Raw genomic sequence first — 18,712 nt, forward strand, 5'->3', positions numbered from 1 at the left:
TAAGTACAGCCCGTTCAGACTACAATTGATCCACTGGATCAATTGATTAACGTCTTCACCTCGTCAGGCTCATAACCAGATGCTCAGTGGGGCAAATGTAAGCGTTGCATCTGCCCCTATGGTGCGGACTGAATTGGAGTGCGTTCCCGACAATGACAAGCTGCGCGCAGCTTTGTGTATGTGCTGCCTCCTGGCAGTTCGATCTGACAACTACGCCGCCTCCAACACACCCAGACCGGACCCCGTGTTACAAGTTTTCGTCAGAGGCTATCTAGCCACAGTTTCAAAGTAGTAGTTTGGTATCGGCAGGTTTCTGATCAGTGCACAGGCGTCAATGATAACGTTCACTTGTCCAGCAGTTACGAACAGATTTGGTGGAGACCAAAAAGACAAAAGGGATCTCGGCTGCATTCAGCACTGGAAAGCGTGCAATACACCAATTCGAAGTGATAATAGGCGCTACAAACGTCGCAATCGCTTTGAGCTTGTGTTTGGTGGGCAGAAAAAAGGTGGAGCATAGCAACCCGTTACTACAAAGGTTCAAAGGTCTTTCTCTCGTAGTCGCTTTGGCTGTCCTCGTTATCTACCGTGTATGAGAGTTGCACCGAAAGTATGCTTATTTCTGAACGTTCGAAACGCACCCATAGGTGCAATTTACCTCTTGGAAACCCGGCCTATCTGTCCTAAGTAGACTTGCGGAATAAAGCGTGCGATTCGTCGTGCGCTTTATTTTGTTTCGTCCAAGACGGTGGGTGGTGCCATGCGGCCCCTTAATTCCCTGCCTGAGACGGGTAAGACCAAAGAATTCTGAGGGTCACGATCCTCGGGCGAGTTTTGGCCCATCCCGTAACAACGGACCTGAACGCCGGAGCGTAAGCTGCGGCAAATATGAGCCGGGGTGAGATATCGCCCCTAACTTGGAGAGAACTGTGGATAGAGCCCAGAAAGAGAAAGTGGTCGAGGAACTCGGCCAAATCTTCGAAAGCTCTGGCGTCGTAGTGGTTTCGCACTACGCCGGTCTGACAGTTGCCGAGATGCAGGACCTTCGCGCACGTGCTCGTGACGCGGGTGGTGCCGTGCGTGTTGCCAAGAACAGGCTCGCCAAAATCGCCCTTGAGGGTAAGCCGTGTGAAAGCATGGCCGACCTGCTGACAGGGATGACCGTTCTGACCTATTCCGAGGACCCTGTGGCAGCAGCCAAGGTGGCCGAGGACTTCGCCAAGGATAACAAGAATTTTGAGATCCTCGGCGGTGCTATGGGCGAGAACGCTCTGGACCGCAAAGGCGTCGAAACAGTTTCGAAAATGCCGTCTCGTGAAGAGCTTATTGCTTCGATCGTTGGCTGCATTGGCGCACCTGCTTCGAACATCGCCGGCGCGATTGGCGCACCTGCAAGCAACATCGCAAGCATCCTTTCCACCATCGAAGAGAAGGCGGAAGCTGCGTAAGCGGTTGGCACTGAATGATCTGCGTAGGGGAATACCCCTGACGTTGGAACACACACTGTAAAACGGAAAGAGCTAATACAATGGCTGATCTGAAAGCACTCGCAGAAAGCATCGTGGGTCTGACCCTGCTGGAAGCACAAGAACTGAAAACCATCCTCAAAGACGAATACGGCATCGAGCCCGCAGCTGGTGGTGCCGTAATGGTCGCAGCTGGTGGCGACGCCGGTGGCGCAGCTGAGGAAGAAAAAACCGAATTCGACGTCGTTCTGAAGAACGCCGGCGCTTCGAAAATCAACGTGATCAAAGAAGTTCGCGGCATCACCGGTCTGGGCCTGAAAGAAGCCAAAGAACTGGTCGAAGCTGGCGGCAAGATCAAAGAAGGCGTGTCGAAAGACGAAGCCGAAGAAGTCAAAGGCAAGCTGGAAGCAGCTGGCGCCGAAGTCGAGCTGGCCTAAGCCAACCAACAGGTGCATCGCTGATGCGCCGCAAATTTTGGCTGGGCCCGGAGAAATCCGGGTCCAGCCGAACCTGTCTTAGAAAGGGCCTCATTATCTGGGGCGTTTTCTAAGACACGGTTTTCGGATCGGGAGGCCACCTTCGGGACGGTGGCCACGAATTGATCCGGACGTGTCGTCTCGAATGTGCAAGATGCCGGGGCCCGACGGTGTCTTTGCCCGCTGAGAACATCGAAAGGTGACATCTGACATGGCTCAAACGTTCCTTGGCCAGAAACGTCTTCGTAAATATTACGGCAAAATCCGCGAAGTGCTGGAGATGCCGAACCTCATTGAGGTCCAGAAATCTTCTTATGACCTTTTCCTGCGCTCCGGCGATGCAGAACAGCCCACAGACGGCGAAGGCATCAAAGGTGTGTTCCAGTCGGTTTTCCCGATCAAGGATTTCAACGAAACCTCCGTTCTGGAGTTCGTGAAATACGATCTGGAAAAACCCAAATACGACGTCGAAGAGTGCATGCAGCGCGATATGACCTACAGCGCGCCGCTGAAGGTCACCCTGCGTCTGATCGTGTTTGATGTCGATGAGGACACCGGCGCCAAATCGGTCAAAGACATCAAAGAACAGGACGTATTCATGGGCGATATGCCCCTGATGACACCGAACGGGACGTTCATTGTGAACGGCACCGAGCGTGTGATCGTGTCCCAGATGCACCGCTCCCCTGGTGTGTTCTTCGACCACGACAAGGGCAAGACTCATTCCTCGGGCAAGCTGCTGTTTGCCTGCCGCATCATCCCGTATCGCGGCAGCTGGCTGGACTTTGAGTTCGACGCCAAGGACATCGTGTTCGCCCGTATCGACCGTCGCCGCAAACTGCCTGTGACGACCCTGCTCTATGCGCTGGGTCTGGATCAGGAAGCGATCATGGACGCGTATTACAACACCGTGTCCTACAAGCTGGATAAGAAGAAGGGTTGGGTCACGCCGTTCTTCCCTGAACGTGTGCGCGGTACTCGTCCGACATATGATCTGGTCGACGCGAAATCCGGTGAAGTGATTGCCGAGGCGGGCAAGAAGGTTACACCGCGCGCGGTGAAGAAACTGATCGACGAAGGTGCCGTCACCGACCTGTTGGTTCCCTTCGATAACATCGTCGGAAAGTACGTCGCCAAGGACATCATCAACGAAGAAAACGGCGCGATCTATGTCGAAGCCGGTGATGAGCTGACGCTGGAGTACGACAAGGACGGCGACCTGATCGGCGGCACCGTCAAGGACCTGATGGATGCGGGTATCACCGACATCCCGGTTCTGGACATCGACAACGTCAACGTAGGCCCCTACATGCGCAACACCATGGCTCAGGACAAGAACCTGAACCGTGAAAGCGCGCTGATGGACATCTACCGCGTCATGCGCCCGGGCGAGCCGCCCACCGTCGAAGCGGCCTCGGCCCTGTTCGACACCCTGTTCTTCGACAGCGAGCGTTATGACCTGTCCGCCGTTGGTCGCGTGAAGATGAACATGCGTCTGGCACTGGACGCGCCTGACACCCTGCGCACCCTGCGCCGCGAAGACATCGTGGCTTGCATTAAGGCGCTGGTTGAGCTGCGCGATGGCAAAGGCGACGTGGACGATATCGACCACCTCGGCAACCGTCGTGTGCGTTCGGTCGGTGAACTGATGGAAAACCAGTACCGCGTCGGTCTGCTGCGCATGGAGCGCGCGATCAAAGAGCGTATGTCGTCTGTCGAGATCGACACCGTCATGCCTCAGGATCTGATCAACGCGAAGCCGGCCGCCGCCGCTGTTCGCGAATTCTTTGGCTCGTCGCAGCTGTCGCAGTTCATGGACCAGACCAACCCGCTGTCGGAAGTCACCCACAAACGCCGTCTCTCGGCGCTTGGCCCCGGTGGTCTGACGCGTGAGCGTGCGGGCTTTGAGGTGCGCGACGTACACCCGACCCACTATGGCCGGATGTGCCCGATTGAAACGCCGGAAGGTCCGAACATCGGTCTGATCAACTCGCTGGCCACCTTTGCCCGCGTGAACAAGTATGGCTTCATCGAAACACCGTACCGCGTCGTCAAAGACGCCGAGGTGACCGATGAGGTTCACTACATGTCCGCCACCGAGGAAATGCGTCACACCGTGGCGCAGGCGAACGCGACGCTGGATGCCGATGGCAAGTTTATCAACGATCTGGTGTCGACCCGTCAGGCCGGTGACTACACGCTTGCCCCGCGCGAGAATGTGGACTTGATCGACGTGTCGCCGAAACAGTTGGTTTCGGTTGCCGCATCGCTGATCCCGTTCCTTGAAAATGACGACGCCAACCGCGCTCTGATGGGCTCGAACATGCAACGTCAGGCGGTTCCGCTGCTGCGGGCCGAGGCGCCGTTGGTCGGTACCGGGATCGAGGAAAAGGTTGCGATCGACTCGGGCGCTGCGATCCAGGCGAAACGTGCCGGTATCATCGACCAGGTCGATGCCCAGCGTATCGTTATCCGTGCCACCGAAGATCTGGAGCTGGGCGACGCTGGCGTTGACATCTATCGTTTGCGCAAGTTCCAGCGTTCGAACCAGAACACCTGCATCAACCAGCGTCCGCTGGTGAAAGTAGGCGACACGGTCGGCAAAGGTGAAGTGATTGCCGATGGTCCGTCCACCGATATCGGTGAACTAGCCCTGGGTAAGAACGTGGTCGTCGCGTTCATGCCTTGGAACGGTTACAACTACGAAGACTCGATCCTGATCTCGGAGCGTATCGCGCGTGATGACGTCTTTACCTCGGTCCATATCGAGGAATTTGAAGTCGCCGCCCGTGACACCAAGCTGGGTCCGGAAGAGATCACCCGCGATATTCCGAACGTCGGTGAAGAAGCGCTGCGTAACCTCGACGAGGCGGGCATCGTTTACATCGGAGCGGATGTTGAGCCGGGCGATATTCTGGTCGGCAAGATCACTCCGAAGGGCGAAAGCCCGATGACCCCGGAAGAAAAGCTGCTGCGCGCCATCTTTGGTGAAAAAGCATCTGACGTGCGCGACACCTCGCTGCGCGTGAAGCCGGGTGATTACGGTACGGTCGTCGAAGTCCGTGTCTTCAACCGTCACGGCGTCGAGAAAGACGAGCGTGCGCTGCAGATCGAGCGTGAAGAAGTCGAACGTCTGGCCCGTGACCGGGACGACGAGCTGGCGATCCTGGACCGTAACATCTATGCGCGTCTGCAAGGCCTGATCCTGGGTAAAACTGCTGTCAAAGGCCCGAAAGGCGTCAAGGCAGGGTCGGTGATCACCGAAGAGTTGCTGGAAACCCTGACCCGTGGTCAGTGGTGGCAACTGGCGCTGGAAGACGAGAAGGACGCACAGATCGTCGAAGCGCTGAACGAGCAGTACGAAGTGCTCAAGCGTGCTCTGGACGCCCGTTTCGAAGACAAGGTCGAGAAGGTTCGCCGTGGCGACGACCTGCCGCCGGGTGTGATGAAGATGGTCAAAGTCTTCATCGCCGTTAAGCGTAAGCTGCAGCCGGGCGACAAGATGGCCGGTCGTCACGGGAACAAAGGTGTGATCTCCAAGGTTGTTCCGATGGAAGACATGCCGTTCCTGGCCGATGGTACGCCGGTTGACTTCTGTCTGAACCCGCTGGGCGTGCCTTCGCGTATGAACGTTGGTCAGATCCTTGAAACCCACATGGGTTGGGCCGCGCGCGGTCTGGGGCTGAACATCGACGAGGCACTGGGTGAATACCGCCGCTCCGGCGATCTGACCCCGGTGCGCGAAGCGATGAAGCTGGCCTATGGGGAGAATGTCTATGAAGAAGGCATTGCCGACATGGACGAGGGTCACCTGATCGAGGCGGCGGGCAACGTGACCCGCGGTGTTCCGATCGCGACCCCGGTCTTTGACGGTGCCAAAGAAGCAGACGTCAACGACGCGCTGGTGCGTGCGGGCTTCTCGGAAAGCGGTCAGTCGGTCCTGTTTGACGGTCGTACCGGTGAGCAATTCGCGCGTCCGGTAACCGTGGGCATCAAGTACCTGCTGAAACTGCACCACCTGGTGGATGATAAGATCCACGCGCGTTCGACCGGGCCGTACAGCCTGGTTACCCAGCAGCCGCTGGGTGGTAAGGCACAGTTCGGTGGTCAGCGCTTTGGTGAGATGGAGGTCTGGGCACTGGAAGCTTACGGCGCCGCCTACACCCTGCAGGAGATGCTCACCGTGAAATCGGATGACGTCGCCGGCCGGACCAAGGTCTATGAGTCGATCGTCAAGGGCGAGGATAACTTTGAAGCGGGCGTACCGGAATCGTTCAACGTTCTGGTTAAAGAAGTCCGTGGCCTCGGCCTGAATATGGAACTCCTGGATGCGGAGGTTGAGGAATAAGAATTTTGAAAAAATTCTTGGGCGGAAACTTTTGAAGTTTCCGCTACCCTCTCCCCCCTTCCGCAAGATTTGAGGTAACAAATGAACCAGGAAATCACCAACAACCCGTTCAACCCGCTGACGCCCCCGAAGGTTTTCGACGAGATCAAGGTCTCGCTGGCCAGCCCCGAGCGGATCCTGTCTTGGTCCTATGGCGAGATCAAGAAACCCGAAACCATCAACTACCGGACGTTCAAGCCCGAACGTGACGGTCTGTTCTGCGCGCGTATCTTTGGCCCGATCAAAGATTACGAATGTCTGTGCGGCAAATATAAGCGGATGAAGTATCGCGGTGTTGTCTGCGAGAAATGCGGTGTGGAAGTCACCCTGCAGAAAGTCCGCCGCGAGCGTATGGGCCACATCGAACTGGCCGCGCCCGTTGCGCATATCTGGTTCCTGAAATCGCTGCCGTCCCGCATCGGTCTGATGCTGGACATGACGCTGCGCGATCTGGAACGCGTTCTGTACTTTGAAAACTATGTCGTCATCGAGCCCGGTCTGACTGACCTGACCTATGGCCAGATGCTGACCGAAGAAGAGTACATGGACGCGCAGGATGCCTATGGCATGGACGCGTTCACCGCGAATATCGGTGCCGAAGCCATCCGTGAGATGCTGGCCCAGATCGATCTGGAAGCCGAAGCCGAGCAGCTGCGCGCTGATCTGGCCGAAGCCACCGGCGAGCTGAAGCCCAAGAAGATCATCAAGCGTCTGAAGGTCGTTGAATCCTTCCTCGAGTCGGGCAACCGGCCTGAGTGGATGGTTATGACCGTGATTCCGGTCATTCCGCCGGAACTGCGCCCGCTGGTTCCGCTGGATGGTGGCCGTTTCGCGACTTCGGATCTGAACGATCTGTATCGCCGCGTCATCAACCGGAACAACCGTCTGAAGCGTCTGATCGAACTGCGCGCACCTGACATCATCGTCCGCAACGAAAAGCGGATGCTGCAGGAATCCGTTGACGCTCTGTTCGACAACGGCCGCCGTGGCCGCGTGATCACCGGCGCCAACAAGCGTCCGCTGAAATCGCTGTCGGACATGCTGAAAGGTAAGCAGGGTCGCTTCCGTCAGAACCTTCTGGGTAAGCGCGTCGACTTCTCGGGCCGTTCGGTCATTGTGACCGGCCCCGAGCTGAAGCTGCACCAGTGTGGTCTGCCCAAGAAGATGGCGCTGGAGCTGTTCAAGCCGTTCATCTACTCGCGCCTTGAAGCCAAGGGTCTGTCTTCGACCGTGAAACAGGCGAAGAAACTGGTCGAGAAAGAGCGTCCCGAAGTGTGGGATATCCTCGACGAGGTGATCCGCGAACACCCTGTCATGCTGAACCGTGCACCGACGCTGCACCGTCTTGGCATTCAGGCGTTCGAGCCGGTTCTCATCGAAGGGAAAGCGATCCAGCTGCACCCGCTGGTCTGTTCGGCCTTTAACGCCGACTTTGACGGTGACCAGATGGCCGTTCACGTGCCGCTGAGCCTTGAGGCGCAGCTAGAAGCGCGTGTTCTGATGATGTCGACGAACAACGTTCTGTCGCCTGCAAACGGCGCGCCGATCATCGTTCCGTCGCAGGATATGATCTTGGGTCTCTACTACGTGACCCTGGAACGCGAAGGCATGCCGGGCGAAGGCAAGGTCTTTGGCTCGATCGAAGAAGTTCAGCACGCGCTGGACGCGGGTGAAGTGCATCTGCACACCAAGATCACCGCGCGGATCACGCAGATCGACGACGAAGGCAACGAAGTTCAGAAGCGTTTCGAAACCACTCCGGGCCGTCTGCGTCTGGGTGCGTTGCTGCCGATGAACAACAAGGCACCGTTCGAACTGGTCAACCGTCTGCTGCGGAAGAAAGAAGTGCAGCAGGTGATCGACACCGTCTACCGGTATTGCGGTCAGAAAGAGTCGGTTATCTTCTGTGACCAGATCATGTCGATGGGCTTCAAAGAAGCGTTCAAGGCGGGCATCTCGTTCGGTAAGGACGACATGGTCATCCCCGATGACAAGTGGGGCATCGTTGATGACACTCGCGGTCAGGTGAAGGACTTTGAACAGCAGTACATGGACGGCCTGATCACTCAGGGCGAAAAGTACAACAAAGTTGTCGATGCCTGGTCGAAGTGTAACGACCGCGTCACCGAGGCGATGATGAGCACCATCTCGGACGTTGCCAAAGCCGAAGACGGGTCGGATCAGGAACCGAACTCGGTCTACATGATGGCCCACTCCGGTGCGCGTGGCTCGGTTACTCAGATGAAACAGCTGGGCGGTATGCGCGGCCTGATGGCCAAGCCGAACGGTGACATCATCGAGACACCGATCATCTCGAACTTTAAGGAAGGTCTGACCGTTCTCGAGTACTTCAACTCGACCCACGGTGCCCGTAAGGGTCTGTCGGATACCGCTCTGAAGACAGCGAACTCGGGTTACCTGACCCGTCGTCTGGTGGATGTCGCTCAGGACTGCATCGTTCGTGAGATCGACTGTGGTACCGAGCGTGCGATCACTGCCGAAGCCGCCGTGAACGACGGCGAGGTTGTTGCCTCGCTGGCCGAACGCGTGCTGGGCCGTGTCTCTGCCGATGACGTTCTGCGTCCGGGTACGGACGAGGTTCTGGTCGCTGCAGGTCAGTTGATCGACGAACGCATGGCGGACACCATTGACGAAGCCGGTGTTGCTTCGATGCGTATCCGCTCGCCTCTGACCTGTGAGTCCGAGGAAGGCGTCTGCGCCACCTGCTACGGTCGTGACCTTGCACGCGGTACCATGGTGAACACAGGTGAGGCTGTCGGCATCATCGCCGCGCAGTCCATCGGTGAACCCGGTACACAGCTTACCATGCGGACCTTCCACATCGGTGGTGTTGCGCAAGGTGGTCAGCAGTCGTTCCAGGAAGCCAGCCAGGAAGGTGTCGTTTCCTTCGAGAACCCGCAGATTCTGGTCAATGCCGCAGGCGAAAGCCTCGTTATGGGCCGGAACATGAAGCTGGTGATCAGCGACGAACACGGCGAAGAGCGTGCCAGCCACAAGCTGGGCTACGGTTCCAAGCTGTTTGTCAAGGACGGCACCAAGGTGGCCCGTGGCGACAAGCTGTTCGAATGGGATCCCTACACCCTGCCGATCATCGCCGAGAAAGCCGGTACTGCGAAGTACGTTGACCTTGTTTCGGGCATCGCTGTCCGCGATGAGACCGACGATGCAACTGGTATGACCCAGAAGATCGTGATCGATTGGCGCGCTGCCCCCAAAGGTAGCGACCTCAAGCCCGAGATCATTCTGGTCGGCGAAGATGGCGAGCCGGTCCGCAACGATGCGGGCAACCCGGTTCACTATCCGATGTCGGTGGATGCGATCCTGTCGGTCGAAGATGGTCAGCAGATCGAAGCCGGTGACGTTGTCGCGCGTATCCCGCGTGAAGGTGCTAAGACCAAGGACATCACCGGTGGTCTGCCGCGTGTGGCCGAACTGTTCGAAGCCCGCCGTCCGAAAGATCACGCGATCATCGCAGAAGCCGATGGTTACGTGCGCTTTGGCCGCGACTATAAGAACAAGCGCCGCATCAGCATCGAACCGGCTGACGAGTCCATGGAGACCATCGAGTACATGGTGCCCAAGGGCAAGCACATCCCGGTCGCCGAAGGGGACTTCATCCAGAAGGGTGAATACCTGATGGACGGTAACCCGGCTCCGCATGACATCCTGTCCATTATGGGCGTCGAAGCGCTGGCGGATTACATGATCGACGAAGTGCAGGACGTTTATCGTCTGCAGGGCGTGAAGATCAACGACAAGCACATCGAAGTCATCGTGCGCCAGATGCTGCAGAAGTGGGAGATCCTGGATTCAGGCGACACCACCCTGCTAAAAGGCGAGCATGTCGACAAGCAGGAGTTCGACGCAGCCAACGAGAAAACCATCTCGCGCGGCGGTCGTCCGGCGCAGGGCGAGCCGATCCTCTTGGGGATCACCAAAGCCTCGCTGCAGACGCGTTCGTTCATCTCGGCGGCGTCGTTCCAGGAAACCACCCGCGTGCTGACCGAAGCTTCGGTTCAAGGCAAGAAAGACAAGCTGGTTGGCCTGAAAGAGAACGTCATCGTTGGTCGCCTGATCCCCGCCGGTACCGGTGGGGCCACTCAGGCCGTGCGCCACATCGCGCAGTCGCGTGACAACGTGGTTATCGAAGCCCGCCGGGAAGAGGCCGAAGCGGCCGCTGCTTTGGCCGCTCCGACATTCGACGACGATATGGTCGGTGATGAGCTGGACGTTCTGGTGGAAACACCGGAAAGCCGTGAATAAGCACCGCAGCATAAAACAAATTAGGCCCTGCAAAATTGCGGGGCCTTTTTTATTTAGCCCGCGGCGTACCGTTTTAATCGTTCCTCCAGCGTACCGCTGTGCAGTTCAAACATATGGTTGTCGTAGTCATAAAAATAGATTGATTGCCCTTCCCCGGGTACGCGGGATCGACCCTCCCGGATTTCAAGGCCCAGCGACCGGATGCGTTGCAATCTGTCGTCATACTCATCTACACCCATCTTGAACGCGACGTGATTGTAGGTTTTTTCGGACAGTGGATCGCCCTCCATAATCGCGACCCAAACACCCCCGATATCGAAAAAACGTTCTTTTGAAAGCGAGAAAGTCCGATCGCCGCTGTCGTAGATTTTTTTGGCATCCAGAATTGTTGTCAGTACCTCTTCCATCTTGTCCAGATCTCGGGTGATGAATGTAATATGGCTCAGGCCCTCAATCACAGTGCACCTCTTCAGTTTGACCGGACTTCAAAATAACAATGTACCGGTCAAAGTCAGCCTCTAGGTCCCTCCTGACTCACCTGCGATTGCTGATTATCCATTGCAGAGTTGACATTGGGTTTGCCTGATTGGCCAATGGGCACATTGTAGTGGGATCGGGCGAAACCAGAATGACACCAAATCTAAGGGGCGCCTTGCTGATGATGGGCAGCATGGCTGCCTTTACTGTCAACGATACGCTCGTGAAGGTGGTGGGGCAGGATATGCCGCTGTTCCAGTTGGTCGCCACACGAGGGGCGTTGGCAACGATTCTCGTGTTCTTTCTTGCACGCCATCTTGGGGCGCTTCATTTGGATTTTTCCCGCCACGATAAGTGGTTGGTAGTGTTTCGATGCCTTGCCGAATTGTCGGCGACATTCTTCTTCCTGACTGCGTTAATGCACATGCCGTTGGCCAATGTAACGGCGGTGTTGCAAGCGTTACCCTTGACCGTGACCCTGGGGGCTGCGTTGTTTTTTCAGGAAAAAATCGGGTGGCGGAGGATTGTCGCGATTGCAATGGGATTTGTTGGCATGTTGTTGATCGTTCGGCCCGGCCCCGATGGCTTCAGCATTTACGCCATTTATGCACTGATCGCGGTTGCATCGGTTACGGCCCGTGATCTGATCACGCGACGCATGTCCGCAGAAGTGCCATCCATGGTTGTGACGTTGGCAACATCGCTTTCTATCACCACTGTCGCTGCAATCGTGTCAATTTTCGAGGGGTGGGTACCGGTTTCGACTGCATCAGGTGCGATGGTGGCCAGTGCTGCAGTCTTTGTTTTGATGGGGTACCTTTTCAGCGTCATGGTGATGCGTGTGGGTGAGGTCGGTTTTATTGCGCCATTCCGCTATTCCAGTCTGCTTTGGGCACTCGGGCTTGGATGGGCGGTTTTTGGCGACTGGCCCGACTCGATTACCCTTTTGGGTGCGGCATTGGTCGTCGGGGCAGGGATGTTCACACTGTTTCGCGAACGATCGCGTCAGGCGGAGGACTGATGTAACCGCACGAACCGCGGATTTATCGCGAAACGTGTGGCAAATTCGGATTCGATCTCCGGTGTTATCGGAGCAAGTTGCGCCTTCTGTTTCCCTGCGCGCGGCGAGTCGTTGGAATTGTTCAGCGACCTGATCCACATCGGTTGATCAGGATAGCTGATCACCGGCATGAAGCGCCCGATCCGGTTGTGGGTGAAGCTCATGATTGTATGGGTGCATCCGCCCGAGACCAGCATGCCCAGTCCAACCCCGAGCAAAGACTTGTAGACCTGCGCTGCCTGTGTGCCTGCGGGTTTAAAACTGGCCTGATACCCGTTATTGAAATCTATTCCGATCGCTTGATTTTTCTTGATCAAACCTGCGCCGTCATCTGCTGCTTCTCGGAGTTTTTCCACGAAATCTATGGAGACGCTGTCGTCGTCGTCATGACGGAACTGAAGACAAGGCCGGTCTGGATGCGAGCGCGCGTTTTGAAGGATTTGTTTCATGACCTGCCGGTGTTTCTGATCCGGATCGACTGCTCTTTGGATGATCTGAACCTGCTTGATGTCAGTGGTTAGATCTTTGAGGCGGTCGAGCGCCGTTTTAGGTAGACAGTCTCCGACGGCGATCAGAAGCTGGAAATCCTCATCGGTCTGTGCGCGAAAGCTGGGCAGGGTTAGGGATTCAAACAGGCGAAACCGCTCTTCCAGACGGGTAGGGTGGTATAAATGGCGGCGCCGCTCTTCAACCGTGTCGTGTTCGATTTGGAAATCGCCGAGGGCAGGGAATGAAAATCGGCACAGGCCAACGACTTGCATGGATCATCCAATGGATAGCGGGGCGCGCCCACTATGCACGCGGTAGGTATAAGCCGCAATGCAGGCGAACAGTGGAATTCCCAGCCCAATCCTGATAAATGGCTGATATCTTGATGTGCCACACGCCTTTGTTGCATGGCTGTTGACACTCGGGCCGACTCCCCCTATTACGCGCGACATCTCGGTACCGGGGGCCGCCCCGTAACCGATTTCAGTAATGAACTGGTCAAGGCCCGGACTCTTTTATCGTTCGCGCCCTCTGATAACAAACCGCGACGTTCACCTCGGAATGGGAACGCTCGCGGGTTTTGCGCTTGTGGACGCATAAGTGCAGCGAATTTAACCGCACGCAGCCGCGTGCATGTCATGTGTGTTGCAAAACGGGGAAGAAACCGGAATGCCAACTATTCAACAGCTGATCCGCAAGCCGCGGCAGCCCAAAGTAAAACGCTCGAAGTCCATGCACCTGGAGCAGTGCCCGCAGAAACGCGGCGTCTGCACACGTGTTTACACCACCACACCGAAAAAGCCGAACTCGGCTATGCGTAAGGTTGCCAAGGTGCGCCTGACCAACGGGTTTGAGGTCATCTCGTACATCCCCGGTGAAAGCCACAACCTGCAGGAACACTCGGTTGTTCTGATCCGTGGCGGCCGTGTGAAAGACCTTCCAGGTGTGCGTTACCACATCCTGCGCGGTGTTCTGGATACTCAGGGCGTCAAAGACCGTAAGCAACGCCGTTCGAAATACGGCGCGAAGCGTCCCAAGTAAGAAGGAGAGGCTGATATGTCACGTCGTCACGCCGCCGAAAAACGCGAAGTCCTGCCTGACGCCAAATTTGGCGACAAGGTTCTGACCAAATTCATGAACAACCTGATGATCGACGGCAAGAAGTCGGTCGCAGAGCGCATCGTTTACAACGCGTTTGACCGCGTTGAGAACAAGGTAAAGCGCGCTCCTGTCGAAGTGTTCCACGAAGCGCTCGACAACATCAAACCATCGGTCGAGGTTCGCTCGCGCCGGGTTGGTGGTGCAACCTATCAGGTTCCGGTCGAAGTCCGCCCCGAGCGCCGCGAAGCACTGGCCATCCGCTGGCTGATCACCGCTGCCCGTGGCCGCAACGAAAACACCATGGAAGAGCGCCTTGCAGGCGAGCTGTTGGACGCTGTTCAGTCCCGCGGTACTGCCGTCAAGAAACGCGAAGACACCCACAAGATGGCCGAGGCGAACAAAGCCTTTAGCCATTACCGTTGGTAATCCCAGAGGCTTAGACAAATGTCACGCGAATATCCTCTCGAACTGTACCGTAACTTCGGTATCATGGCGCACATCGACGCAGGTAAGACCACCTGCTCGGAGCGTATCCTGTATTACACTGGCAAATCCCACAACATCGGTGAGGTGCACGATGGTGCAGCCACCATGGACTGGATGGAGCAGGAGCAGGAACGCGGCATCACCATCACTTCGGCTGCGACCACCACTTTCTGGGAGCGCACCGAGGACGGTCAGACCGCCGATACCCCCAAGCACCGCCTGAACATCATCGACACCCCCGGCCACGTTGACTTCACCATCGAAGTCGAACGTTCGCTGGCGGTTCTCGACGGTGCCGTCTGCGTTCTAGACGCAAACGCTGGTGTTGAGCCCCAGACCGAAACCGTGTGGCGTCAGGCTGACCGCTACAAGGTTCCGCGTATGGTTTTCGTCAACAAAATGGACAAGATCGGCGCAGACTTCTTCAACTGCGTTCGCATGATCGAAGACCGTACCGGCGCACGCGCTGTTCCGGTTGGTATCCCGATCGGTGCCGAGTCTGAGCTGGAAGGTCTGATCGACCTGGTCACCATGGAAGAGTGGCTGTGGCAGGGTGAAGATCTGGGCGCAAGCTGGATCAAAGCTCCGATCCGCGACAGCCTAAAAGACATGGCTGACGAATGGCGCGGCAAGATGATCGAAGCGGCCGTCGAAATGGACGACGACGCGATGATGGAATACCTGGAAGGCAATGAGCCCGACGTTCCGACCCTGCGCGCCCTTCTGCGCAAAGGTACTCTGGACATCGCGTTCGTTCCGGTTCTGGGTGGGTCTGCGTTTAAGAACAAAGGTGTTCAGCCTCTGCTCAACGCTGTGATCGACTATCTACCCAGCCCGCTGGACGTTGTTGATTACATGGGCTTCAAACCCGGCGACGAGGAAGAAGTTCGTGACATCGCACGTCGTGCCGATGACGCGATGGCGTTCTCGGGTCTGGCGTTCAAAATCATGAACGACCCCTTTGTTGGCTCGCTGACCTTCACCCGGATCTACTCGGGCACCATGAACAAGGGTGACTCGATCCTGAACTCGACCAAAGGTAAGAAAGAGCGCATCGGTCGTATGATGATGATGCACTCGAACAACCGGGAAGAGATCGAAGAAGCGTTTGCAGGCGACATCATCGCGCTGGCGGGTCTGAAAGACACCACCACCGGTGACACCCTGTGTGACGCGAAGGATCCGGTGGTTCTGGAAACCATGACCTTCCCCGATCCGGTGATCGAGATCGCGGTTGAGCCCAAAACCAAGGGTGACCAAGAGAAGATGTCCCAGGGTCTGGCCCGTCTGGCCGCCGAAGACCCGTCCTTCCGTGTGGAAACTGATCTGGAATCGGGTCAGACCATCATGAAAGGCATGGGCGAACTTCACCTGGACATCCTGGTTGACCGCCTGAAGCGTGAGTTCAAGGTTGAGGCCAACATCGGTGCACCGCAGGTGGCCTATCGTGAGACCATCGGTCACGAAGTCGAACATACCTACACCCACAAGAAACAGTCGGGTGGTTCGGGCCAGTTCGCTGAAGTGAAGATGATCATCTCGCCGACCGAGCCTGCCGAGGGTTACTCGTTCGAAAGCCGCATCGTTGGTGGTGCAGTTCCGAAGGAATACATCCCCGGTGTTGAAAAAGGCATCAACTCGGTCATGGACAGCGGCCCGCTGGCTGGCTTCCCCGTGATCGACTTCAAGGTTGCCCTAATCGACGGTAAGTTCCACGATGTTGACTCGAGCGTTCTGGCGTTCGAAATCGCGGCCCGTATGTGTATGCGTGAAGGTATGCGCAAAGCTGGCGCGAAACTGCTGGAACCGATCATGAAGGTCGAAGTGATCACCCCGGAAGAATATACCGGCGGTATCATCGGCGACCTGACCTCGCGTCGTGGCCAGGTGTCTGGTCAGGAACCGCGCGGCAATGCAATCGCGATCGATGCGTTCGTTCCGCTGGCCAACATGTTCGGCTACATCAACACACTGCGTTCGATGTCGTCGGGCCGTGCCCAGTTCACCATGCAGTTCGACCACTACGATCCGGTTCCGCAGAACATCTCGGACGAGATCCAGGCGAAATACGCATAAGCGAAGATTTGAGGGAGCTCCGGTCAGGGGCTCCCTTCATTACCGAAAAAGGAGGCCATCATGGCAAAGGAAAAGTTTGAGCGTAATAAGCCGCACGTCAACATTGGTACGATTGGCCACGTTGACCACGGCAAGACCACGCTGACCGCAGCAATCACCAAGTATTTCGGTGACTTCAAAGCGTATGACCAGATTGACGGCGCGCCGGAAGAAAAAGCACGTGGCATCACCATCTCGACCGCCCACGTGGAATACGAGACCGACAACCGCCACTACGCGCACGTCGACTGCCCCGGCCACGCCGACTACGTCAAGAACATGATCACCGGTGCTGCCCAGATGGACGGCGCGATCCTGGTTGTGAACGCTGCTGACGGCCCGATGCCGCAGACCCGCGAGCACATCCTGTTGGGCCGCCAGGTTGGCATCCCGAAGATGGTCGTGTTCATGAACAAAGTTGACCAGGTTGACGACGAAGAGCTGCTGGAACTGGTTGAGATGGAAGTTCGCGAACTGCTGTCCAGCTATGAATACCCCGGCGACGATATTCCGATCATCGCAGGGTCGGCTCTGGCCGCAATGGAAGGCAACAACCCGGAAATTGGCGAAGAGAAGATCAAAGAACTGATGGCGGCTGTTGATGACTACATCGACACCCCTGAGCGTGAAGTCGACAAGCCGTTCCTGATGCCGGTCGAAGACGTGTTCTCGATCTCGGGTCGTGGTACTGTTGTGACCGGTCGTGTTGAGCGTGGCGTGATCAATGTTGGCGACGAGATCGAAATCGTCGGCATCCGTGACACTCAGAAAACCACCTGTACCGGTGTTGAGATGTTCCGCAAGCTGCTGGATCGCGGTGAAGCGGGCGACAACATTGGCGCCCTGCTGCGCGGTATCGACCGTGACGGCGTTGAGCGTGGCCAGGTTCTGTGTAAGCCGGGTTCGGTTACACCGCACACCAAGTTCGAAGCCGAAGCCTACATCCTGACCAAGGAAGAAGGCGGTCGTCACACTCCGTTCTTCGCGAACTACCGTCCGCAGTTCTACTTCCGGACCACTGACGTGACCGGCACCGTGACTCTGGCGGCTGGCACCGAGATGGTTATGCCTGGCGACAACGTCGGCTTCACCGTCGAGCTGATCGCCCCGATCGCGATGGAAGACGGCCTGCGCTTCGCCATCCGCGAAGGCGGCCGCACCGTCGGCGCCGGGGTTGTGTCGAAAATCATCGAGTAAGTCGGCTTTACCGACTGGTGGGCGGCAGTTGCTCTGAAAGAGCAATGCGAGCCCACTCGGTTGAATTAAAGAAGGCCGTCCTACATTGGGGCGGCCTTTTTGATTTGTTGCAACAGTAGCCCAGAAGAAGAATGCCTCAGAAAGCGGCGTAATCGCAGGTTTTCACAATGTGGAATAATCGATGTTGAGATAAAGTAACTCGCGACCGTCTTCGCTAAAGGTGGCTCTCACACCCATGCCATATGGTACTGCCTTTCGGATGCGGGCCAGCACGCCGGACGTTGGAAGGCGCGGGCCATTTCTCTTGATCGACCATCCGCCATCCACCCGTAATGTGCCGTCACGGTTTTCGTATGGTTTGTTGGAACTGAATGTCTCACTCACCCGAAAGCCTTGAGCTTCTAACCAAGATGCGGCATCGGCCACTCCACCCCATTCGTGTAACAATCTGAACATGCAAACCTTTGCGTCTCCAGTCGTCGAAATCATATCCCAATCCATTCGCAGTAATTCTTCGTGGTTTCCAGCATCGGCACCGGTCTCAAGGCAGGATTGTGTATCTGGAAACCTGTATGATGCGCGCACAACATCGCTGTTCATCCTGTGTGCAAATTGCAGCCGGAACTCCGGTTGACCAGTGTTCAGTGGCATCGCTGAAAAGTACAGTGCGGCGACGAGCGATTTCAGGAAATAGAGGAATACGCCCAGTACGCAGAGTGCAATCGCCTTTTTGTGGAGTTTGGCATTCCAAAAACTGTGAGGTGGCCAGAGATACTCTTGCTTGATCTTCGGACTCTTCATCCACCGAAGTGTCATCAATCCCAGCGAGGCAAGAACTAGGAATGCACCTAGCAAAATGTAGGACAGGCCCATCGAAGCACCCAGAAGCAGTGCCATTGTAAGTAGCACGGACCAAGTAGTTACTGATCCGTCTGGATAAATTATTCTGGGCCCTATGTAGAAAGTGAGAGCTGAACTCAAAAGGAGTGCTAGTGAAGCTAATCCAAACAACAGCCTCAGCCAAAAAAGCTGTATCCCGATTGCGTAGGTATAGTGGACGTTGGGATCGTCGTTAAACAGGTGTGCAATATCAAACGCACCCACATGCAACAGAGCGGTTAGCGAAAGAGAACTGAAGAACAGGGGTGGTGACAAAATGTAGAGTTTCTCACTG

Annotated in this window: 12 protein-coding genes; 9 read left to right on the plus strand and 3 right to left on the minus strand. The window is 56.6% G+C overall.

The window, feature by feature from the left end; translation table 11 throughout:
• Positions 1–929 precede the first annotated feature (929 nt).
• The 4 genes from rplJ (at position 930) to rpoC (ending at position 10,613) form a co-directional block, all read left to right on the plus strand.
• Positions 930–1,448 (plus strand): 50S ribosomal protein L10, encoded by a 519-nt coding sequence (rplJ, locus tag AC2FI7_RS04805; protein WP_010441181.1) that lies wholly within the window; start codon positions 930–932, stop codon positions 1,446–1,448.
• 80 nt (positions 1,449–1,528) lie between these two features.
• Complete coding sequence (gene rplL, locus AC2FI7_RS04810) at positions 1,529–1,903, plus strand: 50S ribosomal protein L7/L12 (RefSeq protein ID WP_010441182.1); 375 nt, start codon at positions 1,529–1,531, stop codon at positions 1,901–1,903.
• 250 nt (positions 1,904–2,153) lie between these two features.
• Positions 2,154–6,290, plus strand: a complete 4,137-nt coding sequence (gene rpoB, locus AC2FI7_RS04815; protein WP_496817038.1) for a DNA-directed RNA polymerase subunit beta — start codon at positions 2,154–2,156, stop codon at positions 6,288–6,290.
• 81 nt (positions 6,291–6,371) lie between these two features.
• A complete protein-coding gene (gene rpoC, locus AC2FI7_RS04820; protein ID WP_496817037.1) occupies positions 6,372–10,613 on the plus strand; it encodes a DNA-directed RNA polymerase subunit beta' in 4,242 nt (1,413 codons plus the stop codon).
• A gap of 53 nt (positions 10,614–10,666) precedes the next feature.
• Here the strand turns inward: rpoC and fosX are convergent, their stop codons facing one another.
• The gene (gene fosX / locus AC2FI7_RS04825; protein ID WP_010441187.1) at positions 10,667–11,071 is read right to left on the minus strand and encodes a FosX/FosE/FosI family fosfomycin resistance hydrolase; all 405 of its coding nucleotides are present in this window, start codon (positions 11,069–11,071) and stop codon (positions 10,667–10,669) included.
• Positions 11,072–11,241: 170 nt separating this feature from the next.
• On the opposite strand from fosX, the gene AC2FI7_RS04830 reads away from it, so the two are divergent.
• Positions 11,242–12,111: a DMT family transporter gene (locus tag AC2FI7_RS04830; protein ID WP_480873306.1), complete on the plus strand. Its 870-nt coding sequence runs from the start codon at positions 11,242–11,244 to the stop codon at positions 12,109–12,111.
• Here the strand turns inward: AC2FI7_RS04830 and AC2FI7_RS04835 are convergent.
• Positions 12,096–12,911 carry a putative rhamnosyl transferase gene (locus tag AC2FI7_RS04835; RefSeq protein ID WP_480873308.1) on the minus strand — a complete coding sequence of 272 codons (816 nt, stop codon included), beginning with the start codon at positions 12,909–12,911 and terminating at the stop codon, positions 12,096–12,098. The two genes, AC2FI7_RS04830 and AC2FI7_RS04835, sit on opposite strands and share 16 nt — an antisense overlap.
• 397 nt (positions 12,912–13,308) lie before the next feature.
• On the opposite strand from AC2FI7_RS04835, the gene rpsL reads away from it, so the two are divergent.
• The 4 genes from rpsL to tuf are packed head-to-tail and all read left to right on the plus strand — an operon-like array spanning position 13,309 to position 17,538.
• Entirely contained in the window at positions 13,309–13,680 is a 372-nt protein-coding gene (gene rpsL, locus AC2FI7_RS04840; RefSeq protein WP_005621086.1) for a 30S ribosomal protein S12, read from the plus strand.
• Between the two features lie 15 nt (positions 13,681–13,695).
• Positions 13,696–14,166, plus strand: a complete 471-nt coding sequence (gene rpsG, locus AC2FI7_RS04845; protein ID WP_010441203.1) for a 30S ribosomal protein S7 — start codon at positions 13,696–13,698, stop codon at positions 14,164–14,166.
• 18 nt (positions 14,167–14,184) lie between these two features.
• Positions 14,185–16,302 (plus strand): elongation factor G, encoded by a 2,118-nt coding sequence (gene fusA / locus AC2FI7_RS04850; protein ID WP_496817036.1) that lies wholly within the window; start codon positions 14,185–14,187, stop codon positions 16,300–16,302.
• Positions 16,303–16,362: 60 nt separating this feature from the next.
• A complete protein-coding gene (gene tuf, locus AC2FI7_RS04855) occupies positions 16,363–17,538 on the plus strand; it encodes an elongation factor Tu (RefSeq protein WP_010441214.1) in 1,176 nt (391 codons plus the stop codon).
• A 162-nt stretch (positions 17,539–17,700) separates the two neighbouring features.
• Here the strand turns inward: tuf and AC2FI7_RS04860 are convergent, their stop codons facing one another.
• On the minus strand, positions 17,701–18,435 hold the full coding sequence (locus tag AC2FI7_RS04860) for a hypothetical protein (RefSeq protein ID WP_496815915.1): 735 nt from the start codon (positions 18,433–18,435) through the stop codon (positions 17,701–17,703).
• Between the last annotated feature and the right edge of the window lie 277 nt (positions 18,436–18,712).

Source organism: Ruegeria sp. YTSA064 (assembly GCF_059610325.1).

What these genes read in the sequence shown, in the direction of transcription:
- rplL (WP_010441182.1), top strand. Translation starts at nt 1,529, where the DNA reads ATGGCTGATCTGAAAGCACTCGCAGAAAGCATCGTGGGTCTGACCCTG.
- rpoB (WP_496817038.1), top strand. Translation starts at nt 2,154, where the DNA reads ATGGCTCAAACGTTCCTTGGCCAGAAACGTCTTCGTAAATATTACGGC.
- rpoC (WP_496817037.1), top strand. Translation starts at nt 6,372, where the DNA reads ATGAACCAGGAAATCACCAACAACCCGTTCAACCCGCTGACGCCCCCG.
- AC2FI7_RS04830 (WP_480873306.1), top strand. Translation starts at nt 11,242, where the DNA reads ATGACACCAAATCTAAGGGGCGCCTTGCTGATGATGGGCAGCATGGCT.
- AC2FI7_RS04835 (WP_480873308.1), bottom strand. Translation starts at nt 12,911, where the DNA reads ATGCAAGTCGTTGGCCTGTGCCGATTTTCATTCCCTGCCCTCGGCGAT.
- rpsL (WP_005621086.1), top strand. Translation starts at nt 13,309, where the DNA reads ATGCCAACTATTCAACAGCTGATCCGCAAGCCGCGGCAGCCCAAAGTA.
- rpsG (WP_010441203.1), top strand. Translation starts at nt 13,696, where the DNA reads ATGTCACGTCGTCACGCCGCCGAAAAACGCGAAGTCCTGCCTGACGCC.
- fusA (WP_496817036.1), top strand. Translation starts at nt 14,185, where the DNA reads ATGTCACGCGAATATCCTCTCGAACTGTACCGTAACTTCGGTATCATG.
- tuf (WP_010441214.1), top strand. Translation starts at nt 16,363, where the DNA reads ATGGCAAAGGAAAAGTTTGAGCGTAATAAGCCGCACGTCAACATTGGT.
- AC2FI7_RS04860 (WP_496815915.1), bottom strand. Translation starts at nt 18,435, where the DNA reads ATGGCACTGCTTCTGGGTGCTTCGATGGGCCTGTCCTACATTTTGCTA.